Consider the following 20,692-nt stretch of genomic DNA (forward strand, 5'->3'; position numbering starts at 1 on the left):
AGACTGGCGAAGGAGGAAGCGTTGACCGACACGACCGTGACATCGCCCCGGCGCGAGGCGACCCGGCAGAAGCTGCTGGACGCCGCCGCGCTGGTGTTCGCCGAGGTCGGCCTGGACGCGGCATCCGTCGAAGCGATCTGCGAGCGCGCAGGGTTCACGCGCGGCGCGTTCTACTCGAACTTCGAGACCAAGGACGAGCTCATGCTTGCCCTCACCGAACGGGTCGCGGGCGAGAAGATCGACGAGGTCGCCGAGCGGGTCGCCCTGCTGCAGGCTCGTGGCGAGGACGTCGAGCCGGGCGCCCTCGTGCGACAGCTGCTCGACGTCGCCTTCGAGAAGAAGCAGGGGATCCTGCTGACCAGCGAGATCCGCACGCGCGCGATGCGCGACCCGCGGCTCGCCCAGACCTACCTCGCGTGGCAGGCCGGCATGGTCGAGCGCGTCGGCTCGTTCATCGAGGAGCTCGCCCACACGTACGGCTTCCGGCTGCGCGTTCCCGCGGCGGACTTCGCCGGGCTCATCCTCCAGACGTGGGAGGACGCCTCCGCCTTCGCCATCATGTCGGGCCTCGGCGCCACCGAGACGCACCGGCTCGTCAACGAGCGCACCGCGCGCCTCGCCACCGCGCTCGTCGACCCGATCGCCGACTGACGGCGTCGCACCCGCGCACACCACCGAAGATTTGTGAACGACGGTTCACAAGCTGCGCTAAGGTGCGTTCATGACCACGGGCGACGAAGCCGGAGGCTCGACGACGAAGGCGCAGCGGCGACAGCAGCTGGACGCGATGGAGAACGACGCACTGCGGCAGGCGGTGAACTGGTTCATCCTGACCGCGGGCACATCGAATGTGATCATGCAGCTCTCGCGGCCGGCCGTCGCCTACGGCGTCATGGAGAGCAAGGTCGACGAGGGCAACCTCTTCAAGAACCCGAAGCGGCGCGCGCGCACCACGATGGCCTACATCGCGGTCACGATGCTCGGCGGCGCCGAGGAGCGCGCCGCGATGCGCCGGGCGACCAACGCCTCGCACGCGCACGTGCGCTCCGAGCCCGGGCATCCGGTCGGCTACGACGCGTTCGACCCCGCCCTGCAGCTCTGGGTGGCGGCGTGCCTGTACCTCGGCGCCGAGCACGCGTACGAACGGGTGCACGGTCCGTTGCGGGGCGAGTTCCGCGAGCGCTTCTACCGCCAGGGCGGCGTGTTCGGCACGACGCTGCAGCTGCCGCCCGAGTCGTGGCCGGCGACGCGCGACGACTTCGAGACGTATTGGAGCACGGAGGTCGCCGGTCTGACCATGGACGAGCGCACCCGCGACTACCTCTCGCGCATCGTGCGGCTCGAGTACCTGGGTCGCCGCATCCCCGCGCCCGTTCTGCGGCTGCGGCAGCGCCTGGTCGCGGGGTACCTCGGACCGGCGTTCCGCACGCTGATGAAGCTGTCGTGGACGGATGCCGACGCCCGCGCTTTCGACCGGTTCAACAGGCGGCTGGCGCGGTTCATGCGCTTCGCGCCCATCGCCGTGCGCGAGGCGCCGGTGCGCCGTCAGCTGCGCGACGTGCGCCGCCGCCTGGACGAGGGCCGCTCGCTCTTCTGAGGCAGCTCGAGCGACTCGCTCCGCAACGCGACGTCACTGTCCGCAATGCGAGGCAACGGCGGCCGGCGTCGCGCGGACATGCGGCTACTCTCCCCGGCATGACCGTCACCGTCGCGCCCACTGCCCGTGCCTCTGTCCTCATCAGCCCGCAGGACGCCGTGCGCGCCCTCGACAGCGTGTTCCTCGAGGCGTCGCGGGAGCCTCTCGAACCGTCCGCCGCGCGCATCGAGGGCGCCCACGTCGCGGTGCTCACGCCGGACCTCGCGGGGGATCCCTCGCCCGACGGCGGACGCTTCCCGCTTCCCGACCCCGACCGGCTCGCCGCGACGTTGACGCGCTGGGGGATCCGGCGCGGCACCAGCGTCATCGTCGCGGCGAGGACCCCCGCCGACAGCACGATCGCCACGCGCGCGTGGTTCGTGCTCCGCTGGGCGGGGATCGACGACGTGCGGGTCCTGGACGGCGGGCGGGGCGCATGGGTCGCGGCGGGTGGGAGCCTCGGCTCCGGACCTGCGTCGTCCGCAGCAGCGCGGGGAGTGCCGTCCGGTGTCGTCGGTGCGAAGCCCTCGCTGTCGGCGGTCCCGCCGCTCGATGCGGACGGCGCCCGTGACGTCGCGTCGGAGGGGGTCCTCATCGACGCGCGCCCCGAATCCGCCTTCGAGCGCGGCCGCATCCCCGGTGCGGTGAATGCGCCGGGAGGGGCCCTCTTCCGCGACGGACGCCTTCTTCCCGACGAGGAGCTGCGCCGGTGGGCGGAAGCGCTGGGCGCCGCGCCCGACGCGCCCGTCGCCGCCTACTGCGGCGGAGGCGTGGCGGCCTCCGCGACCGTGTTCGCCCTGCACTCGCTGGGGATCCCCGCGGGACTGTACGTCGGATCCTGGTCGGCGTGGAGCGCCGACTCCGGGCGCCCCGTCGAACGCTGAGGCGTCACACGTCGGCCGCGGCGAGCGGTCCCGCGTCGAGGTCGCGAAGCGCGTCGTAGATCTCGGCCTCGCGCGACAGCAGGCCCGGCTCGCCCCGGCGTCGCGGCCGCGGCTCGGCGATGTCGAACTCGCGGAAGACGCGCCCCGGGCGAGGCGAGAGGAGGACGACTCTGTCGCCGAGGAAGACCGCCTCGCCGACGTCGTGGGTGACGAAGACCACCGTGCGGCGATCCTCGCTCCAGAGCTGGAGCAGGTCCTGCTGCAGCTGCACCCGCGTGAGGTGGTCGACCGCTCCGAACGGCTCGTCCATCAGCAGGACCCGCGGGTCGCCCGCGAGAGCGCGCGCGATGCCGGCTCGTTGCCTCATGCCGCCCGAGAGCTGGTGCGGGTAGTGGTCGCCGAACGCGGCGAGGCCGACGCGGTCGAGCTCGGCGAGCACACGCGCGCGGCGCTCGCTCCGCCCGCCGCGGCGCAGTTCCAGACCGAGACCGACGTTGCGCGCGACGGTACGCCACGGATAGAGCGCGGGATCCTGGAAGACCACGCCGAGCTCCGCGCTGGGTCCCGCGAGCGGCGCGCCACGATACCGGATGGTGCCCGCATCCGCAGACTGGAGACCGGCGAGCAGCTCGAGGAGCGTGCTCTTGCCGCATCCGCTCGGGCCGAGCAGCACGAGGAACTCGCCGTCGCGAACCTCGAGGTCGATGTCGTCGAGTGCGAGCGTGGGGGGCGTGCCCGGGTACACCCGGGACACGCCCGCCACGTCGAAGACGGGAGACGCCGTCACTCGCCGGCCTCCGCGTCGGCCGTCTTGGGGTCGGGATACACGAAGTCGTACACGTACTCCTCCGGGACGTGGCTCAGATCGATGTACTTCTCGGCGTCGTAGTAGTCGTCCTGATGCCCGACCTCGATCTCGATGCGCTGACTCTCCTCGATCGCCTCGAGGTCGATCGCGGCGTTGCCCTCCCAGATCACGTCCTCGAGCTCGATCGCCTGGCGCACCGCCTCCGGATCGATCGTCGACAGCTTCTCCTGGAGCCAGGGGATGTAGTCGTCGTAGTTCGCCTTGGCGTACTCGTACGCGCGGTAATAGACGCGCAGTCCGGCTTCGAGCACTTCAGGCTCGTTCGCGATCGTCACGTCCCCGGCGATCAGATCACCGGTCTGATAGGTCGGCAGGTACTCCCATCCGCGCGCGAGCGTCACCGACTTGCCCTCGAGTTCGCCGAGCGCCGCGAACGGCTGGTGGATGATCGTGGCGTCGACCTGCCCCGTGCTGAGGGCGCCGTAGGCGGTCTCCTGCACACCCGACTCGACCAGGGTGACGTCGTCCGCCGAGATGCCGTGCGCGTCCAGGATCTTGATCGCGTAGGTCTCCAGACCCGACCCGGCGACGCCGATGCCGACAGTCTTCCCCTCCAGTTCCTCGACCGTCTCGATGCCTTCGCGGGCGATGAGCCAGAACGGGCCCTTGCTGCGGAAGCCCGCTCCGACGATCTTGATGGGCGCCCCGTTCGCCGCAGCACGCAGGTGCGACGTCGTCGGACCGAACGCGAAGGTGATGTCGCCCGCGCCCGCCGAGACCACCGCGTCGCTGGTCTGGACCCATTCGACCTGCAGCCCCTCCTCCTCGAAGAAGCCGTTCTCCTCGGCGTAGACGAGGGGGAGCTGGGTGTAGCTCGTGGAGTCCGGCAGCCGGATCGTGGTCAGCTCGGACGCGGTCCCGGCGGGATCTTGGGCTTCAGCCGCCGGGGCGGCGCAGCCGCTGAGCGCGAGCAGTGCGACCAGCGCGGCGAGTGGCGCGGCCGTGCCCGTGCGAAGGGTCGGGCGGTGCAGGGTGTTCATGAGGTCTCCTTGGTGTGTGGGTGTGTGGGTCTCACGCGTACTTCCACCGCAGCAGCACCTTGCGCTCGAGGAGGTTCACGAGCCCGATGATGGCGACGGCGAAGACCGTGACGTAGAGGACGAGGGCGAACAGGCTCGGGGTGTCGTAGAGCCCGGTCGCCCGGTTGAAGAGGTAGCCGAGCCCGCCCGTCGAAGCGACGATCTCCGCGAACAGCGTTCCGACGAGGATCCCCGCACCCTCGAGCCGCACGGCAGTGAAGATCGACGTGGACGCCGAGGGCAGGATCACCTTGAACACGATCTGCCGTCGAGACGCCCCGTTGGCCTGCGCGACCTTGACATGGCGCGGGTCGACCTGCTTGATCCCGGCGATCGTCGAGAACATCGGCAGGAAGACCGAGAAGAGGAAGACGACCGCGATCTTGTGGTCGACGCCGATGCCCAGGTAGAGCGTGAGCAGGGGGATGATCGTCACCTTGGGGATGGCATAGAGTGCGCTGACGTACGGGCTGAAGAAGCGGCCGGCGATGCTCGACAGGCCGAACCAGACTCCGAGCGCGATGCCGACGACGATGCCGAGCGTCGTGCCGACGACGCCCGCGTACAGCGTCAGCCCGGTATGGAAGAACAGGTCCTGCTCGGTCACGAGCACCGGGAACTGCTGGATGATCTGCGACGGCGACGCGAGGTAGATCGGCGCCACGATCCCGGCATCCACCACGTACTGAGCGGTCAGGACGATCCCGGCGAGAAGAGCCACCTGGCAGGTGAGGATCGCGGCGGCGACCCGCCGCTCGCGAGGGGCCCGGCGACGCCGGACTCGTCGTCGGGGCGATGGCGCGGCCAGCACGTCGGACGCCACGGGCAGGGTCACCCCGGCGACGCCCGACGGCTGTCCCGGCCGTTCGAGGACGCTGGTCATGGGACGCCGCTCAGCCGCCGACGCGCTCGGCGGCGGCGTCCGCTGCCGTGAGACGCGGATCCACGTCGTCGGGCGTCGTGCCGAGATTGCCCTCGAGCGTGGTCGACTCGTACTCGGTGCGGAAGATGCCTCGCCGCTGCAGCTCGGGGATCACGAGGTCGACGAAGGCATCGGCCGGGCCTCGGTGATACGGCGGGAAGAGCTGCACGCCGTCGAGTGCCTCCGCCTCGAGGTGGGTCTCGAGCCAGTTCGAGATCTTCTGCGCGTCTCCCACGAGTGCGCCCTGCGCGTACCGATGGTTGAGGGTGAACCGGTACAGCTCGCCGAGAGTCAGGTCTTCGTCACCCAGGGTGTCGAAGACGACCTCCCGCAGCCACGTCCGGTCGTCGCCGTTCTGACGGGGCTGGCCCTCGCGGTGCCGGCCGCGCGCATCTTCCTCGACGAGCTGCGTGAGGCTGTCGGGACCCACGTCGTCGATGCTGAGGACGTTCAGCACCTTCTCGTCCTCGCTCACGCCGGCGAGGTCGACCCCGAAGGCTCGCGAGTACGCGGCCGGAATCTGGGTCGTCACCTGGAACCGCTCGATCTCGCGGAACTTCTCGCGCGCCTCCCGCAGGGTGCCGCCCACGTAGAACGTCACGCCGGGGATGATCTTGAACGTCTCGGGATCGCGTCCTCGGGCGGCGACGAGCGACTTGAGGCGCCGATACTCTTCTCGGCCCTCCTCGAGCCCGAAGTACGGGGAGAAGCGGACCTGAGCGAGGTCGGCGCCGTAGGCGAGCGACGCGTCGGAGGTGCCCACGTGCACGTTGGGTATCTGCTTCTGCACGGGCGGCGGGGCGTTGAGGGGTCCGCGCACCTCGAAGAACTCGCCGGAGAAGTCGATGCGACGCCACGAGTCCGGTCGCACCAGCACCCCGTTCGCCTTGTCATCCAGCACGAAGTCCCGGTCCCAGCTGTGCAGCAGCTGGTTGAGCACCACCGTGAACTCGCGTGCTCGCGCGTACTTGGTGTCGTCGTCCGGAACCAGCGTCTTTCCGAAGTTGAGGTCCGGACGGCCGGCGCGGTCGATGCCGAAGACGACGTTGAGCGCAGCGCGCCCCTGCGAGAAGTTGTCCAGCGTGGCGATCTGCCGCGCGACGAGGTAGGGGTGCTCGAAGGACGAGTTGACCGAGACCAGGAATCCGACGTTGCGGGTGATCGCGGCGGCGTACCCCGCGAAGACCGCGCTGTCCCAGCGGTGGATCCGCTGGAGCGCATCGGGCTCCGCGCTCAGAGCGGAGCCGGCGAAGATGTAGTCCAGCTTCCCGCGCTCGGCGATGCGTGCGATGTCGATGATGACGCTCGGATCGATGAGCCCCTGACTGTTCGCCTCGGGCAGTCTCCACGCGCGCAGGTCCCAGCCCGTGCCGTATGCGGCCAGACCGATGCGGAGCTTCTTCTTGTGTGCCATGTCGCCGTCCCTTCCGGTGCTTGATCCGGCGGATGGGCCGGATGCAGCGACCGTACGAGGACGCCCCGAGGCGGTGAGCGTGTGCGTGTCACCCTGGGCAACGGCATGTCACAGGGCGACATGTCGCGTCATGCGGGTTGACGCCGTCGCGTGGTCAGCGCTGAGAATCCAGCACGGCGTGGCACCGCGCGAGGCGGTCGAGCCACCACTGGCGGCGGTCGGCGGGTGCCGCGTGCGCGTCGAGCAGCCCCGGGTCGGGGGTCACGCGCCCCGTCGGCAGGGCGCCCGTCCGCGGCGCGAGCGGCGGATCCACGACGTCGGCGGTGAACAGCGAGGCGGTGCCGAGGCCGCAGTCGTAGTCGAGCTCGGGGAGCGCGGCGGCCAGTGCCACGCCCATCGACAGGCCCACCGAGGTGTCGAGCGCGCTCGACACGACCGCCGGCAGGCCGGCCGCGGCGACGATCTCGAGGGCCCGGCGCACGCCGCCGAGCGGCTGCGCCTTGATGACGAGCAGGTCGGCGGCGCCCGCGCGCGCGACCGCGAGCGGGTCGGTCGCCTTGCGCACGCTCTCGTCGGCGGCGATCGGGATGCCCATGTACTTCACGCGACGGCGCAGCTCGGCGAGCTCGTCGACGCTCGCGCACGGCTGCTCGGCGTACTCGAGGTCGAACTCCGCGAGCGCGTGCAGCGCGCGCTCGGCCTCGTCGACGTTCCACGCGCCGTTGGCGTCGATCCGCACGCGCCCCTCCGGCCCCATCGCCTCGCGTACCGCGCGCACCCGCGCCACGTCGTCGGCGAGCACCTGGCCCGGCTCCGCCACCTTGACCTTCGCGGTGCGGCAGCCGTCGAAGCGGGCGAGGACTCCGGAAACGGATGCCGCAGCCACCGCGGGCACCGTCGCGTTGACGCCGACGCGTTCACGCAGGGCCGCGGGTCGCGGCATCCGTGCATCCTCGATCGCCGCCGCCAGCCACGTCGATGCCTCCTCGTCGCCGTATTCCGTGAACGGCGAGAACTCGGCCCAGCCCTCCGGGCCCTCGAAGAGGAGGGCCTCACGGACGTCGACGCCCCGGAACCGCGTGGCCAACGGCAGTGCCACCACGCGCGCGGTCGCGAGGATCTCATCGAGCGGGGGGAGCGGGCTGCTGATCACGTCCTCCATCCTGGCCCGTCACATCGCCTGGGCGCGATCCTCAGAGAACATTGTGTTCTTGACGATGGTGTGTGGCACACAGTATGGTGTGAGACATGACAGAGACCGAGATCCTCGAGACGCACCTGCAGGAGCTGCGCCGCGGCACCGTGGTGCTCGCCTGCCTGCGGCTGCTCGAGACGCCGGGGTACGGCTACGGGCTCCTCGAAGAGCTGGGGGAGCGCGGCTTCCCCACCGACGCCAACACCCTCTACCCGCTGCTGCGCCGCTTGGAGAAGCAGGGGTACCTCACGAGCGAGTGGAACACCGACGAGTCCCGTCCGCGCAAGTTCTACCGCACCAGCGCCGCCGGCTCGCGCCTGGCGTCCGCTCTCACCGACGACTTCCGCGCGATCGCGTCGGCGATCGACGACCTTCCTCAGGAGAACTGACATGCACACCACGACCCCCGCCACCCTCACCGACCGCTACGTCGACGCCGCGACCCGGAGTATCCCCGAGAACCAGCGGCCCGACCTCGCCGCCGAGCTGCGCGGCTCCATCGACGATCAGATCGAGGCGCGCATCGCCGAAGGCGAAGACCCCGCCTCGGCGGAGCGCGCGGTGCTCACCGACCTCGGCGACCCCGACAAGCTCGCCGCGCAGTACGCCGATCGCCCGCTGTGGCTGGTCGGGCCGAAGTACTTCCTCGACTGGTGGCGGCTGCTGAAGCTGCTTCTCTCCATCGTCCCCGCCTGCGTCGCCTGCGGCCTGTCGCTCGCGCTGGTGCTCGACGGCCAGTCGTTCGGCGAGATCGTCGGCACCGTGGTGCCGGTCCTGCTGTCGGTCGTGGTGCACCTGGCGTTCTGGACGACGCTCGTGTTCGTGGTCCTCGAGCGCAGCGGACAGGACACTCTCAACGGCTCTCGCTGGTCGCCCGACCAGCTGCCCGAGCCGCGTCAGCGCGGAGCCGGCCTCGGCGACATGATCACGTCGCTGGCGTTCCTCGCGATCATGGTGGGCGTCGTGCTGTGGGACCTGTTCGTCGGCTTCGTGCCGACCGACCCGGGTCTGTCGTTCCTCGACCCGGCGCTGTGGCCGGGGTGGATTCTCGCGCTCTTCGCGGTGATGGCGCTCGAGGCGGTGCTCGCGATCGTGGTCTACGCGGTCGGTCGGTGGACGATCGGTCTCGCCGTGGCCAACGGCATCCTGAACCTCGTCATCGCGGTGCCGGCGCTGTGGCTGCTGTTCGAGGGACGCCTGATCAACCCCGCGTTCTTCCCGACGATCATCCCCGACGGCGGCGCGGAGGTCGGCGCGATCGTCTCGGTGGTCCTCGGGTTCGTGTTCGCGGGCGTCGCGATCTGGGACACGGTGGATGCCTCGCTCAAGGCGGTGCGCGCGCGTCGGCTGTGACGCGCGTCCTCAATCGAGGGCCAGCGCCGAGATGCGGACCGGAACGGGCTTTCCGGTCCGCATCTCGGCTCATTGCCTCGAACGAGGACCACCCCCTCGCGGCGGCCCTAGTCTTTCCCCATGCCCCTCCTCGATACTCCTGTGCGCCTCGGCGTGCAGCTGCAGCCCCAGCACGCCCCCTACGCCTCGTTCCGCGACGCGGTGCTTCGCCTCGAGGAGATGGGCGTCGACGTCCTGTTCAACTGGGACCACTTCTTCCCGCTCACGGGCGACCCCGAGGGCCTGCACTTCGAGTCGTGGACGATGCTCGCCGCGTGGGCCGAGCAGACCGAGCGCGTCGAGTTCGGGGCGCTCGTCAACTGCAACAGCTACCGCAACCCCGACCTGCAGGCCGACATGGCCCGCACCATCGACCACATCTCGGCGAAGGACGGCGTCGGCCGCTTCATCTTCGCCACCGGCTCGGGCTGGTTCGCCCGCGACTACGAGGAGTACGGCTACGAGTTCGGCACCGCCGGCTCGCGACTGGACGACCTCGCCGCCGGCCTCGAGCGCATCGAGGCGCGCTGGCAGAAGCTCAATCCGGCGCCGACGCGTGACATCCCGGTGATGATCGGCGGCTCGGGCGAGCAGAAGACGCTGCGCCTCGTCGCGCGGCACGCCGACATGTGGCACAGCTTCGTCCGCCCCGACCAGCTGCCGCACAAGCTCGAGGTCATCGAGCGCTGGGCCGACCGCGAGCAGCGCGACACCTCGAACCTCGTGATCTCCAACGAGCTGCACGGCCGCGACGAAGGCTTCGCCGACGAGCTGCATGCCGCGGGCGTGCGCCTCTTCACCCTCGGCTTCCACGGCCCCGACTGGGACTACGACCTCATCCGGTCGTGGCTGCGCTGGCGCGACGCCAAGAACGCCTGACCCACCCGCCGCGCATCGGCCGACGCCGGCTGCCGGCCGGGCGACAGGAGGGGACGGATGCCGGGGGCCGGGGCGCGCGCCGGGTCGCGGCATCCGTCACGAAAGGGAACACCGCCCGCCCGCGAACTAAAATCACAGGGTGACCGCAGCACCGCCCGCACCCCGGTTCGCCCTCGACATCGACGGCGTACCGCGCCCGGAGCGCTCGCAGCAGCTGCTCGACGGCCTCCGGGAGCGCGTGATCATCGCCGACGGCGCGATGGGCACGATGCTGCAGCGCTACGACCTGTCGATCGACGGCGACTTCCAGGGTCTCGAGGGCTGCAACGAGATCCTCAACGTGTCGCGACCGGACGTCGTCGGAGAGATCCACGACGCCTACCTCGCGGTCGGCGTCGACGCCGTCGAGACGAACACCTTCGGCGCGAACTGGTCGAACCTCGACGACTACGGCATCGTCGACCGCATCGCCGAGCTCGCCGAGAAGGGTGCCCGCATCGCGCGTGAGCGCGTCGAGGCCGCCGAAGCCGCAGACGGCCGGGTGCGCTGGGTACTCGGGTCGATGGGACCCGGCACGAAGCTCCCGAGTCTCGGCCACACCACCTACGACAACCTCAAGCAGACCTTCGCGCTCCAGGCCGAGGGGCTGATCGACGGCGGCGCCGACGCGTTCCTGGTCGAGACGAGCCAGGACCTGCTCCAGACCAAGGCCGCGATCAACGGCTGCCGTCAGGCGATCGTGAGCCGCGGCATCCGTCTGCCGATCTTCGTCGAGGTGACCGTCGAGACCACCGGCACCATGCTCATGGGGTCCGAGATCGGCGCGGCGCTCACCGCGATCGAACCGCTCGGAGTCGACGCGATCGGCCTCAACTGCGCCACCGGCCCCGCCGAGATGAGCGAGCATCTGCGTCACCTCTCGAAGCATGCGAGCGTGCCGATCGCGTGCATGCCCAACGCCGGCCTGCCCGTGCTGGGTGCGAACGGCGCGCACTACCCGCTCACACCGGTCGAGCTGGCGACCGCGCACGAGCAGTTCGTGCGCGAGTTCGGCCTGGGGCTGGTGGGCGGATGCTGCGGCACGACGCCCGAGCACCTCGCCGCGGTCGTCGAGCGCCTGACCGATGTCCGGTCGTCGAGCGAGCGAAGCGAGACCAAACGCGCTGAGGCTCTCTCGGACGTCCGGGGCGTCTCGTCTCGCTCGTTTCTCGCTCGCTCAACGACCGAGGATCCGGGTGTCGCCTCGCTCTACCAGCACGTGTCGTTCCGCCAGGATGCCTCGCACCTGGCGATCGGCGAGCGCACCAACGCGAACGGCTCGAAGGCGTTCCGCGAGGCGATGCTCGAGGAGCGCTGGGACGACTGCGTCGAGATCGCCCGCGACCAGATCCGCGTCGGCGCGCACCTGCTCGACGTGTGCGTCGACTACGTCGGCCGCGACGGCGTCGCCGACATCCGCGAGGTCGTCTCGCGCTTCGCCAGCGCCTCGACGCTGCCGCTCGTGGTCGACTCGACCGAGCCCGCCGTCATCGCCGCCGGGCTCGAGCTCATCGGCGGACGCCCCGTCGTGAACTCGGTCAACTACGAGGACGGCGACGGCCCGACCTCGCGCTTCGGCCGCATCATGCCGCTCGTGAAGGAGCACGGCACCGCGGTCGTCGCCCTCACGATCGACGAGCACGGCCAGGCGCGCACCACCGAGGGCAAGGTCGCCATCGCCTCGCGCCTCATCGACGAGCTCGTCGGCGAGTGGGGCCTGCGGGTGAGCGACATCATCGTCGACTGCCTGACGTTCCCGATCGCCACCGGTCAGGAGGAGACCCGCCGCGACGCCATCGAGACCATCGAGGCGATCAGGCAGATCAACGCCAAGTATCCCGGCGTCAACACGACCCTCGGCGTCTCGAACGTGTCGTTCGGCCTCAACCCGGCCGCCCGCAGCGTGCTCAACTCGGCGTTCATGCACGAGGCCGTGGAGGCGGGCCTCACCTCGGGCATCATCGACGCAGCGAAGATCGTGCCGCTGGCGTCGATCTCCGAGGAGCAGCGCAAGGTCGCCCTCGACCTCGTGTGGGACCGCCGCGAGTACGACGGCGACGGCAACGTCACCTACGATCCGCTCGCTCGCATGCTCGACCTCTTCGCCGGCGTCGACACGGCGGCTCTGCGCAATCAGCGCGCCGCCGAGCTCGCGGCGCTCCCCGTCGGCCAGCGGCTCGAGCGTCGCATCATCGACGGCGAGGGCAAGGGTCTCGAGGCCGACCTGGATCTCGCGCGCGAGGGCGGGCTCGCGCCGCTGCAGATCATCAACGACCACCTGCTCGAGGGAATGAAGATCGTCGGCGAGCGTTTCGGCGCCGGCGAGATGCAGCTGCCGTTCGTGCTGCAGTCGGCCGAGGTCATGAAGAACGCGGTCGCCCTGCTCGAGCCTCACATGGAGAAGTCGGATGCCTCGGGCAAGGGCCGCATCGTGCTCGCGACGGTCCGTGGAGACGTGCACGACATCGGCAAGAACCTCGTCGACATCATCCTGACCAACAACGGGTACGACGTCATCAACCTCGGCATCAAGCAGCCCATCGCCGACATCATCGCCGCCGCCGAGGAGCACGACGCCGACGTGATCGGCATGTCGGGCCTGCTGGTGAAGTCGACGGTCGTGATGAAGGAGAACCTCGAGGAGCTCACCTCGCGCGGCCTCGGGACGAGGTGGCCGGTGATCCTCGGCGGTGCGGCGCTCACGCGCGCCTACGTCGAGGACGACCTCGCCTCGCTGTTCGACGGCGAGGTGCGCTATGCGCGCGACGCGTTCGAGGGTCTGGCGCTCATGGACCCGCTGGTGAAGATCGCCCGCGGCGCCGACCCGGCCTCCGTCGGCCTGCCCGCCCTGAAGAAGCGCCGGCACGCGGCAGGCTCCAAGCTCACGCTGACCGAGCCCGAAGCCATGCCGGCACGCTCTGACGTGGCATCCGACAATGCCGTCCCCGCCCCGCCGTTCTGGGGCACGCGCATCGTCCGCGGCATCGCGCTGCACGACTACGCCGCGTTCCTCGACGAGCGGGCGACATTCATGGGGCAGTGGGGGCTCAAGCCCGGCCGCGGCGATGACGGCGCCACATACGAGCAGCTGGTCGACACCGAGGGGCGCCCGCGCCTGCGGTACTGGCTCGACCGCATCCTCGGCGAGGGCATGCTCGACGCGTCGGTCGCCTACGGCTACTTCCCGGTCGTGTCCGAGGGTGACGACGTCGTGGTGCTCCACCACGGCGACGACCCTGCCGGCGTGCTCGGCGCCGCGGGGCTCCTCGCTCCGGACGGCGGCTCGGGCGGCACACTCGGCGCCGACCGTCTGCGCTTCCACTTCCCGCGGCAGCGGCGCGACCGCCATCTGTGCCTGGCCGACTTCGTCCGCTCCAGCGAGTCCGGCGCGGTCGATGTGCTGCCCGTGCAGCTCGTGACCGCGGGTGCTCATATCGACAGCGTCACCGCGAAGCTCTTCGCGGAGGACCGGTATCGCGACTACTACGAGCTCAACGGCCTCGTGATGCAGCTGACCGAGGCGCTCGCCGAGTTCTGGCACGCGCGCATCCGCTCGGAGCTCGGATTTTCGGCCGAGGACCCGAGCGACACCGCGGGCCTGTTCAAGCTCGAGTACCGCGGCGCGCGCTTCTCGCTCGGCTACCCCGCGTGCCCCGACATGGAGGACCGCCGCAAGGTCGTCGAGCTGCTCCGCCCCGAGCGGATGGGCGTCGAGCTCAGCGATGAGCTGCAGCTGCACCCCGAGCAGTCCACCGACGCGTTCGTGTTCCACCACCCCGAGGCGAAGTACTTCTCCGTCTGAGCCCTCGCTCGCCCCCGCGCGCGGGCGGCGTGGGAACGCCGGTGTGACCTTTCGCCCGGCTCCGGACACTATGAAGTGTGGAGGACGTGACCGACCAGGCGATCTGGGCGCGGGTGCTGGCCGGAGAGGCGCGGGCCTTCGGCTCGGTGTGGGATCGCCACCGCGACCGCGTGTTCCGTCATCTGCTCGGCGCGGGGACACCGCCGACCGAGTCCGAAGACCTCACGGCCGTCGTGTTCCTCGAGCTGTGGCGCAAGCGCGACCGCGTGCGGTTCGTCGACGGCTCCGTGCTGCCGTGGCTGCTCGTGACGGCGCAGAACGTCCGGCGCAACGCCGTCCGCGCGCGGCGCCGCTACCGCGCGCTGCTCGACCGGCTGCCGCTGCCGGAGGCCGCGCCCGACCCCGCCGACCTCGTCGCCGAGCGGGACTCCACCCGCACCCGGCTCGTCCGCGACGTGATGGCGGCCACCCGCCCGGCCGACCGCGACCTCGCGATGCTCACCGCCGTCGAGGGGTTCACGATCCGCGAAGCCGCGCAGGCCGTCGGCATCAGCGAGTCCGCCGCGAAGATGCGGCTCTCGCGGCTGCGCACCAGACTCGATCAGGCCGCCAACGTGGCCGCCCTCACCGAAGGAGGCACGCCATGACCGCGTCCTTCACCCCCGAGCGCTCCCGCGCGATCCGCGAGCTGCTGGTCGAGCGCGCAACGACCCGTCCCACGCGGCGTCGACGGATGCTGACCCTCACCGCCCTCGTGCTCGCCGGCGCGGTCGGCGGCGCGGGCCTGTCGACCGCGGCGTTCGCGGCGACCGGGGCGTTCACCGCCGAGGCACCTGCGACGCCGGCGGGCCGGCCGGTCCCCGACCTCGGTGAGGCGATCGCCGCTCCGCCCGGGACGACGCCGGGCAGCCCGGTCATCTCGAGCCTCGGGTCTCCGCAGGCGTACGAGATCTCGTCGCCCGGAACCATCCCGCTCGACGACCGGCCGAAGGCCGCCACCCACGTCCGCGTGACGATCGCCGCGCTCGCCGCCGGCCAGCTGAGCCTGGGGACGGATGCCGGCGGCAACAACCCGCTGTGGTCGGTGGGGGCGTCCGATCTCGACGGGCCGGCCGCGGTGTCGTGGTTCGATCACCCGCTCGACGCGACCATCGATGCCCTCCACGTCACGCCGACGGGGGGCTTCGCCGCGACCGTGACGCTGCAGTATGTGACCCACGTGCCCACGCACCTCGGGGTGAACGACCGCGGCGCGACGTTCGGCGCGGAGGGCGGCCCCGACGGACTCCCTGATCTCGTCCGCGTCGCAGGCACCGCCCCGGACGGTTCCGTCGTCGAGGGCTACGTGCGGGCCAGTGAGCTGCACGCGTTCAGCCCCGACCATCCTGACGACCCACGTACGCCCGAGGAGGCGCTCGAACTCCAGGCGCAGCGCGACGAGGCCTACCTCGACGGCTGGGACATCCCGGTCTACGAATCCGACGGCGTCACGCAGATCGGCACGTTCCACGTCGGGAGTTGAGGGGAGCGGATGCCGGGGGCCGCGGCATCCGTCATCCCGTCGTGATCTCGACCGAGATGTGCGGCGGCGGCGTGCCGTGCAGCCACGCGTCGGGCGCGGCCGTGAGGAAGGTCGCGATGCCGAGCACCGCGGCGAGCAGAGGGATCACCCACATCGCCGCGGCGGCGCGGGAGAGGATGCGCGTGATGGCGGCCGCGGTGGTCGCCTTCGCGGCGCGGCCGACCGACACGACGAAGACGATGCTCATGGCGAGCCACACGACGGAGGACGGATGCAGGGTGGCGTTGTAGCACGTCGTCGCCGCCTCGGCCGTCGTGGTGCAGCCGCCCCGCGATGCGTGCGTGAAGGCGCCGTAGAGCGCCGCCCACAGCAGCCCGCGCCGGGCAAGCGAGAGGATCTCGGGCACGAAGTGGCCGACGAGCGGAACGGTCGCGGCCGGCAGCACGGTGGGGGAGGTCATGGCGCCCTTCGCGTCGGATCGCTCGTCACTGTACGGCGTGCGCGGGCTGACGCGCCACCGCCGCGGGCGCGGGAGCAGGCGAGGTGAGGGGCTTTGTGCGCCGCAGCGCCGCGAGGATGGGTCGTCCGACGACCACCAGCCCGATGACGGTCGTGATGGCGCGCAGGGTGTCCCAGCTGAGGGTCGAGGTCACGAGCGAGTAGACCACGAAGCTCGAGAGGTTGACGCCGAAGGGTGCGCCGCCGTCGTACGAGATCCCGGTGCCGTAGCCCACGGCGAAGGGCCAGTACCAGAGGTTCATCAGCAACCCGAAGAGGTACGACGCGACGACGCCGTAGGTGCAGAGCATCGCGATCTCGCCGAGACGTGACATGCGCCGGGGGAGGACGCCAGCGACCGCGCCCACCCACGCGCACGCGAACATCTGGAACGGCGTCCAGGGGCCGAACGTGCCTGTGACGACCGTCGACAGCGCGATCGTGGCCATGCCGAGCAGCATGCCGAACCGTGCGCCGTACGCGCGCCCCGCCAGGATCAGCAGGATGAAGACCGCCTCGACTCCGCCCACGCCGGTGCCGGCGATGCGCACCGCGGCGCCGATGGCGGCGAGCGTGCCGAGGAGCGCGAGCAGGTGCGCCGACCGCACCGTGCCGTCGAGGGTCGCCACAACCACGAGCGCCGCCAAGGGGATCAGCGCGAACGCGGCGACCGGCACGGCGGCATGGGCCTGCTCGGGCACGGCGGTCGCGACGAGCGGCCAGCAGAACGCACCGAGCGCGACCAGATTCGCCGCCGCCAGGGCGAGCGAGCCGAGCCCGGGTCGGCGACGCGGTGGCGGTGTTCGGGATCCAGTCTGGGCGGCGACGGCGGCGTTCGGCGCCGCGGACTCCCGGGGTCGGGCCGCGGTCGCCGCGTGTGCAGACGGAATCCCGAGCGCCGAGGTCGTGGGAGGGGCGGACGTGTGCGCCGGGACTCCGCCGGGCTTCGGCGGGTGAACGGGCGCCAGCGACCCGGAGCGCATCGCGAGCTCGCGGTCGGCGCGACCCGTGAAGGCCGGCTCGTGCGAGGCGATGAGCACCGCCGTCCCAGCGTCGGCAAGCGAGGCGAGCGCCGCCCACACGAGTTCGCGCGCCGCCGGGTCGAGCCCGCGCGTGGGCTCGTCGACGAGCAGCGCGCGCGGCGCACCCGCCAGCTGGATCGCGATCGCCAGGCAGCGCCGCTCTCCGGCGGAGAGGTCGCGAGGATGCCGAGCCAGACGGGCCGCGAACGCCGGGCCGTCAGGGTCCAGACCCAGGAAGCCGGCGAGCACGCGCGCGGTCGCCGCGGAGCCCTCGGGCCGGCCGATGCGAGGAGATCTGCGTAACAGCGGAGCGCTGCGGCCCCGAGGGTCCGCTGTTCTGCGGATCTCCTCGGGGAGGCCGCCGCCACTGCGGGGCGCGCGGCCGGCTCGGGCCGCGCGCCGGTCGGCGCGTCGGCACTCGGCCGCGACCGTGTCGGACGTGAAGAGGTCGTCGGACGCATCGGGAACGAGCGCGACCCGCCCGGCAGCCGTCACGTCCGCGCTGCGCGCGGGCAGCGCGAGGGCCGCCAGCAAGCTCGACTTGCCGGCGCCGTTCGCCCCCGTCAGGGCGACGACCTCGCCCGCCGCGAGCTCGAGGTCGACGCCCGCCACCGCGACCGTGTCGCCGTGCGCGACGGTGATGCCGCGGGCGGTCAGAACGACATCGGACGAGCGTCCGGCGCCGCGGCGTCCCAGCCCGGTTGTCGCGTCGTCCGGTTCGGAGCGCGTCCCCGGCCAACCCGGCGCGCACGGTCTGCCCCGCGGCTGTGCGGCGCTCCTCGAAGCCGGAAGCGACCCCGGTTCGACCACCGCGACCGCGCCGTCGTCGAGGCGGAGCACGCTGTCGGCGACCGCGGCCAGCGCCTCGACCCGGTGCTCGGCGACGACGACGCACATGCCCGCCTCGTGCGCGAGCGCGTCGAGCAGACGAGCGATCCGCACGCGGGCGGCCGCATCGAGGTCGGCCAGAGGCTCGTCGACCAGGAGCAGGATCGGGTGCTCGACGATCGCAGCGGCGATCGCCACCAGCGTCGCCTCACCGGCCGACAGCCCGCGCGTCGGGCGGTCGAGCAGCCCGATCACCCCGACGCGCTTCGCCACTTCGGCCACGCGGTCTGCGACGATCACCGGTGCGACGCCTCGCAGCTCCAGCGCGAGGCCGATCTCATCGCGGACGCGTTCCGTGGCGAACGCCTCGCGCGGATGCTGCAGCACGACGCCGACCCGTCGGGCGAGGTCGCGCGGGGGCACGGCGGCGCGCTCGTGGCCGACCACCCGCAGGATTCCGGCGATCCAGCCGCCGTCGGCGTGCGAGTGAAGTCCCGAGACGCCGCGGAGGAGGGTGGACTTGCCCGAACCGGTGGGGCCGGCCACGAGCGTCAGCGTGCCGGCCGCCAGGGTGAGAGACGGGGGAAGGCTTAGGCGCCCGACCGCCTGGTCGTCGGCGCCCGCCGCGAGCGCGGCATCCGCAGCGGCACCCCCCGGTCGCCGGCCGTGGCCGATCGACACGTCGCGTGCCTCGACGGGTGCGAGGCAGTCGCCGTCGAGGCCGCGGCCGGCGAAGCCGCGCAGCTCGAGCGCCGCCGCCACGTTTCCGGCGCGCTCGAGCGTGCGCTCCAGCAGCGGCAGCAGCATCCGTGCGCCGCCGCGCTCCCCGCGCAGCCGCTGCGCGAACCGCACCGCCCGCGCGCCCTCGGCGAGCGAGGGAAGCGTCGCCCACGCGATGGCCAGCGCGCGTGCGATGCCGCGCAGCGGCCCGCGCCGAGAGGTGCGCGCGAACACCCGATGCAGGTCGACGAGGGCGTTCGCCACCCCGAAGGCGAGGATCGTCAGCGCGATCGGCAGGGCGCTGGCCGCGGCATCCGTCAGTCCATCCGTCGTCACGGGGCCCAGCAGCACGACGTGCGCGAACGGCGCCGGCAGGCGCACCGCCGGGAGGTCCAGCAGCACAGGGCCGTCGCCGTCCGCGCCGTGGAAAAGCGCGCGGTACACGACCCGAGCCGCCACGAAGCCGGCGGCGAGGATCGCCGCGGCGCGCAGGGGACCGGGTCGGAACGTCATGTCACGTGGTCGGCGCCGCCGGCTCTCCGTTCAGGGTGAAGAGCAGCTCGACCGAGTCGCCGGGCTCGAGCTCCTGGGTCGCGGCGCCTTCCTGCGCGTAGCCCCACTCGCCGTCCGCGGGCTTGACCCACAGCGACCAGTAGGCGAACGCAGCCGGCATCGCCTCGCAGGTCTCGAAGTAGTCCGATCCGTCCTCGGCCGGGATCGCCTGGTCTTCGGCCGGCAGCCCGTTGACGCGGCAGACGACCTGGTCGCCGTACTCCTCCGTGCCCTCGGTCTGCACCGCGGCGATCGAGAACGCGTCGGCGGCGAGGATGGCTTCGTCGGTGGTGACGCACCACTCGTCGAGGCTGCCGTTGTCGAGGGCCGAGCCGTCGACGATCACGGTGACGCCGGAGTCGCCCTCGCAGGCGCCGGTCTTGATCTCCGAGGTCGCGGCGTCCTCCGTGGGAGAGGGGGTCGACGTCGTCGCGGGTCCGCTCGCACAGCCGGCGAGGGAGAGGAGCAGGGCGGCGGCTGTCGCCGCGGTCAGGGCGCGAAGCTTCGAAGTCACCTGTCAAGGCTAGAGCGGTCGGCGCTCGGGCACCGGCCGTGTGACGCCCGGCGGCGCCCGGCATAGGCTGGCCGGGTGAGCGTTTCGGAACTGTTCGATGAAACCGAGTGGCGCCCTGCGCCCGGTCAGCCGGACGGCGGCTACACCGACATCACCGCCCACGTCTCGCACGACGGCCGCATCGCGCGCATCGCGTTCCATCGTCCCGAGGTGCGCAACGCCTTCCGTCCCCACACCGTCGACGAGCTGTACCGCGCGCTCGACATCGCCCGGCAGGATCCCCGCATCGGCGTCGTGCTGCTCACCGGCAACGGACCCAGCGCGAAGGACGGCGGCTGGGCGTTCTGCTCGGGTGGCGACCAGCGCATCCGCGGGCGCGACGGGTACAAGTACTCCGACGACGAAGTCGCGGTGGCGGATCCGGCCCGCGCCGGGCGGCTCCACATCCTCGAGGTGCAGCGGCTCATCCGGTTCATGCCGAAAGTCGTCATCGCCGTGATCCCCGGCTGGGCGGCGGGCGGAGGTCACTCGCTCCACGTCGTGTGCGACCTGTCGATCGCGTCGGCCGAGCACGGGCGCTTCAAGCAGACCGACGCCGACGTCGGCTCGTTCGACGCCGGTTACGGCTCGGCGTATTTCGCACGGCAGATCGGGCAGAAGTTCGCGCGCGAGGTGTTCTTCCTCGCCGAGGAGTACTCCGCACAGCGGGCCTACGAGATGGGCGCCGTCAACCGCGTGGTGCCGCACGCCGACCTCGAGCGCGAGGCCGTCGCGATGGCGCGGACGATCCTGACGAAGTCGCCCACCGCGATCCGCATGCTGAAGTTCGCGTTCAACGCCGTCGACGACGGGCTTGTCGGGCAGCAGGTGTTCGCCGGCGAGGTCACGCGCCTGGCGTACGGCACCGACGAGGCCGTCGAGGGCCGCGACTCGTTCCTCGAGAAGCGCGACCCGGACTGGTCGCCCTACCCCTGGCACTTCTGATG

The 20,692-nt window shown here is 71.6% G+C and carries 18 protein-coding genes; 10 read left to right on the forward strand and 8 right to left on the reverse strand.

The window, feature by feature from the left end; translation table 11 throughout:
• Nucleotides 1-21 precede the first annotated feature (21 nt).
• The 3 genes from IM770_RS05820 (at nucleotide 22) to IM770_RS05830 (ending at nucleotide 2,520) form a co-directional block, all read left to right on the forward strand.
• Nucleotides 22-651: a TetR/AcrR family transcriptional regulator gene (locus IM770_RS05820; RefSeq protein WP_203580189.1), complete on the forward strand. Its 630-nt coding sequence runs from the start codon at nucleotides 22-24 to the stop codon at nucleotides 649-651.
• Nucleotides 652-721: 70 nt separating this feature from the next.
• Entirely contained in the window at nucleotides 722-1,597 is an 876-nt protein-coding gene (locus IM770_RS05825) for an oxygenase MpaB family protein (protein WP_203580190.1), read from the forward strand.
• Nucleotides 1,598-1,695: 98 nt separating this feature from the next.
• Nucleotides 1,696-2,520, forward strand: coding sequence for a sulfurtransferase (locus IM770_RS05830; RefSeq protein WP_203580191.1), 825 nt, complete (start codon nucleotides 1,696-1,698; stop codon nucleotides 2,518-2,520).
• A gap of 4 nt (nucleotides 2,521-2,524) precedes the next feature.
• Here the strand turns inward: IM770_RS05830 and IM770_RS05835 are convergent, their stop codons facing one another.
• The 5 genes from IM770_RS05835 to IM770_RS05855 form a co-directional block, all read right to left on the reverse strand.
• Entirely contained in the window at nucleotides 2,525-3,307 is a 783-nt protein-coding gene (locus IM770_RS05835; RefSeq protein ID WP_203580192.1) for an ABC transporter ATP-binding protein, read from the reverse strand.
• A complete protein-coding gene (locus IM770_RS05840; protein WP_203580193.1) occupies nucleotides 3,304-4,368 on the reverse strand; it encodes an ABC transporter substrate-binding protein in 1,065 nt (354 codons plus the stop codon). The genes IM770_RS05835 and IM770_RS05840 overlap by 4 nt, the downstream gene beginning before the upstream one ends.
• Before the next feature lie 31 nt (nucleotides 4,369-4,399).
• Entirely contained in the window at nucleotides 4,400-5,290 is an 891-nt protein-coding gene (locus IM770_RS05845; protein ID WP_203580194.1) for an ABC transporter permease, read from the reverse strand.
• A 10-nt stretch (nucleotides 5,291-5,300) separates the two neighbouring features.
• Nucleotides 5,301-6,743 carry an LLM class flavin-dependent oxidoreductase gene (locus IM770_RS05850; protein WP_203580195.1) on the reverse strand — a complete coding sequence of 481 codons (1,443 nt, stop codon included), beginning with the start codon at nucleotides 6,741-6,743 and terminating at the stop codon, nucleotides 5,301-5,303.
• A 154-nt stretch (nucleotides 6,744-6,897) separates the two neighbouring features.
• Nucleotides 6,898-7,896, reverse strand: coding sequence for an o-succinylbenzoate synthase (locus tag IM770_RS05855; protein ID WP_307785382.1), 999 nt, complete (start codon nucleotides 7,894-7,896; stop codon nucleotides 6,898-6,900).
• Nucleotides 7,897-7,991: 95 nt separating this feature from the next.
• Between IM770_RS05855 and IM770_RS05860 the strand changes: the two genes are divergently transcribed.
• From IM770_RS05860 to IM770_RS05885, 6 genes are all read left to right on the forward strand, one after another.
• Nucleotides 7,992-8,327, forward strand: a complete 336-nt coding sequence (locus IM770_RS05860; RefSeq protein WP_203580197.1) for a PadR family transcriptional regulator — start codon at nucleotides 7,992-7,994, stop codon at nucleotides 8,325-8,327.
• Between the two features lies 1 nt (nucleotide 8,328).
• Entirely contained in the window at nucleotides 8,329-9,291 is a 963-nt protein-coding gene (locus tag IM770_RS05865; protein WP_203580198.1) for a permease prefix domain 1-containing protein, read from the forward strand.
• Between the two features lie 120 nt (nucleotides 9,292-9,411).
• Nucleotides 9,412-10,209 (forward strand): LLM class F420-dependent oxidoreductase, encoded by a 798-nt coding sequence (locus tag IM770_RS05870; protein WP_203580199.1) that lies wholly within the window; start codon nucleotides 9,412-9,414, stop codon nucleotides 10,207-10,209.
• Between the two features lie 139 nt (nucleotides 10,210-10,348).
• A complete protein-coding gene (gene metH / locus IM770_RS05875; RefSeq protein ID WP_203580200.1) occupies nucleotides 10,349-14,050 on the forward strand; it encodes a methionine synthase in 3,702 nt (1,233 codons plus the stop codon).
• A gap of 86 nt (nucleotides 14,051-14,136) precedes the next feature.
• Entirely contained in the window at nucleotides 14,137-14,697 is a 561-nt protein-coding gene (locus IM770_RS05880; protein ID WP_203580201.1) for an RNA polymerase sigma factor, read from the forward strand.
• Nucleotides 14,694-15,572 carry a hypothetical protein gene (locus IM770_RS05885; protein WP_203580202.1) on the forward strand — a complete coding sequence of 293 codons (879 nt, stop codon included), beginning with the start codon at nucleotides 14,694-14,696 and terminating at the stop codon, nucleotides 15,570-15,572. The genes IM770_RS05880 and IM770_RS05885 overlap by 4 nt, the downstream gene beginning before the upstream one ends.
• 31 nt (nucleotides 15,573-15,603) lie before the next feature.
• On the opposite strand, the gene IM770_RS05890 is transcribed toward IM770_RS05885, so the two are convergent.
• The 3 genes from IM770_RS05890 to IM770_RS05900 are packed head-to-tail and all read right to left on the reverse strand — an operon-like array spanning nucleotide 15,604 to nucleotide 19,706.
• Nucleotides 15,604-16,032 (reverse strand): hypothetical protein, encoded by a 429-nt coding sequence (locus IM770_RS05890; RefSeq protein WP_203580203.1) that lies wholly within the window; start codon nucleotides 16,030-16,032, stop codon nucleotides 15,604-15,606.
• Nucleotides 16,033-16,057: 25 nt separating this feature from the next.
• Complete coding sequence (locus IM770_RS05895; protein ID WP_203580204.1) at nucleotides 16,058-19,153, reverse strand: ATP-binding cassette domain-containing protein; 3,096 nt, start codon at nucleotides 19,151-19,153, stop codon at nucleotides 16,058-16,060.
• Nucleotide 19,154: 1 nt separating this feature from the next.
• Nucleotides 19,155-19,706, reverse strand: a complete 552-nt coding sequence (locus IM770_RS05900) for a hypothetical protein (RefSeq protein WP_203580205.1) — start codon at nucleotides 19,704-19,706, stop codon at nucleotides 19,155-19,157.
• A gap of 75 nt (nucleotides 19,707-19,781) precedes the next feature.
• Here IM770_RS05900 and IM770_RS05905 point away from each other — a divergent pair, with 75 nt between their 5' ends.
• Nucleotides 19,782-20,690: a 1,4-dihydroxy-2-naphthoyl-CoA synthase gene (locus tag IM770_RS05905; RefSeq protein ID WP_203580206.1), complete on the forward strand. Its 909-nt coding sequence runs from the start codon at nucleotides 19,782-19,784 to the stop codon at nucleotides 20,688-20,690.
• Nucleotides 20,691-20,692 lie beyond the last annotated feature (2 nt).

Origin of the sequence: Microbacterium hibisci, from assembly GCF_015278255.1 — a bacterium.
Lineage (GTDB): Bacteria > Actinomycetota > Actinomycetes > Actinomycetales > Microbacteriaceae > Microbacterium > Microbacterium hibisci.

Excerpts from the sequence above, each read along its gene's own strand:
- IM770_RS05825 (WP_203580190.1), top strand. The coding sequence starts at position 722 with ATGACCACGGGCGACGAAGCCGGAGGCTCGACGACGAAGGCGCAGCGG.
- IM770_RS05830 (WP_203580191.1), top strand. The coding sequence starts at position 1,696 with ATGACCGTCACCGTCGCGCCCACTGCCCGTGCCTCTGTCCTCATCAGC.
- IM770_RS05840 (WP_203580193.1), bottom strand. The coding sequence starts at position 4,368 with ATGAACACCCTGCACCGCCCGACCCTTCGCACGGGCACGGCCGCGCCA.
- IM770_RS05845 (WP_203580194.1), bottom strand. The coding sequence starts at position 5,290 with ATGACCAGCGTCCTCGAACGGCCGGGACAGCCGTCGGGCGTCGCCGGG.
- IM770_RS05850 (WP_203580195.1), bottom strand. The coding sequence starts at position 6,743 with ATGGCACACAAGAAGAAGCTCCGCATCGGTCTGGCCGCATACGGCACG.
- IM770_RS05860 (WP_203580197.1), top strand. The coding sequence starts at position 7,992 with ATGACAGAGACCGAGATCCTCGAGACGCACCTGCAGGAGCTGCGCCGC.
- IM770_RS05865 (WP_203580198.1), top strand. The coding sequence starts at position 8,329 with ATGCACACCACGACCCCCGCCACCCTCACCGACCGCTACGTCGACGCC.
- IM770_RS05870 (WP_203580199.1), top strand. The coding sequence starts at position 9,412 with ATGCCCCTCCTCGATACTCCTGTGCGCCTCGGCGTGCAGCTGCAGCCC.
- IM770_RS05885 (WP_203580202.1), top strand. The coding sequence starts at position 14,694 with ATGACCGCGTCCTTCACCCCCGAGCGCTCCCGCGCGATCCGCGAGCTG.
- IM770_RS05890 (WP_203580203.1), bottom strand. The coding sequence starts at position 16,032 with ATGACCTCCCCCACCGTGCTGCCGGCCGCGACCGTTCCGCTCGTCGGC.
- IM770_RS05895 (WP_203580204.1), bottom strand. The coding sequence starts at position 19,153 with ATGACGTTCCGACCCGGTCCCCTGCGCGCCGCGGCGATCCTCGCCGCC.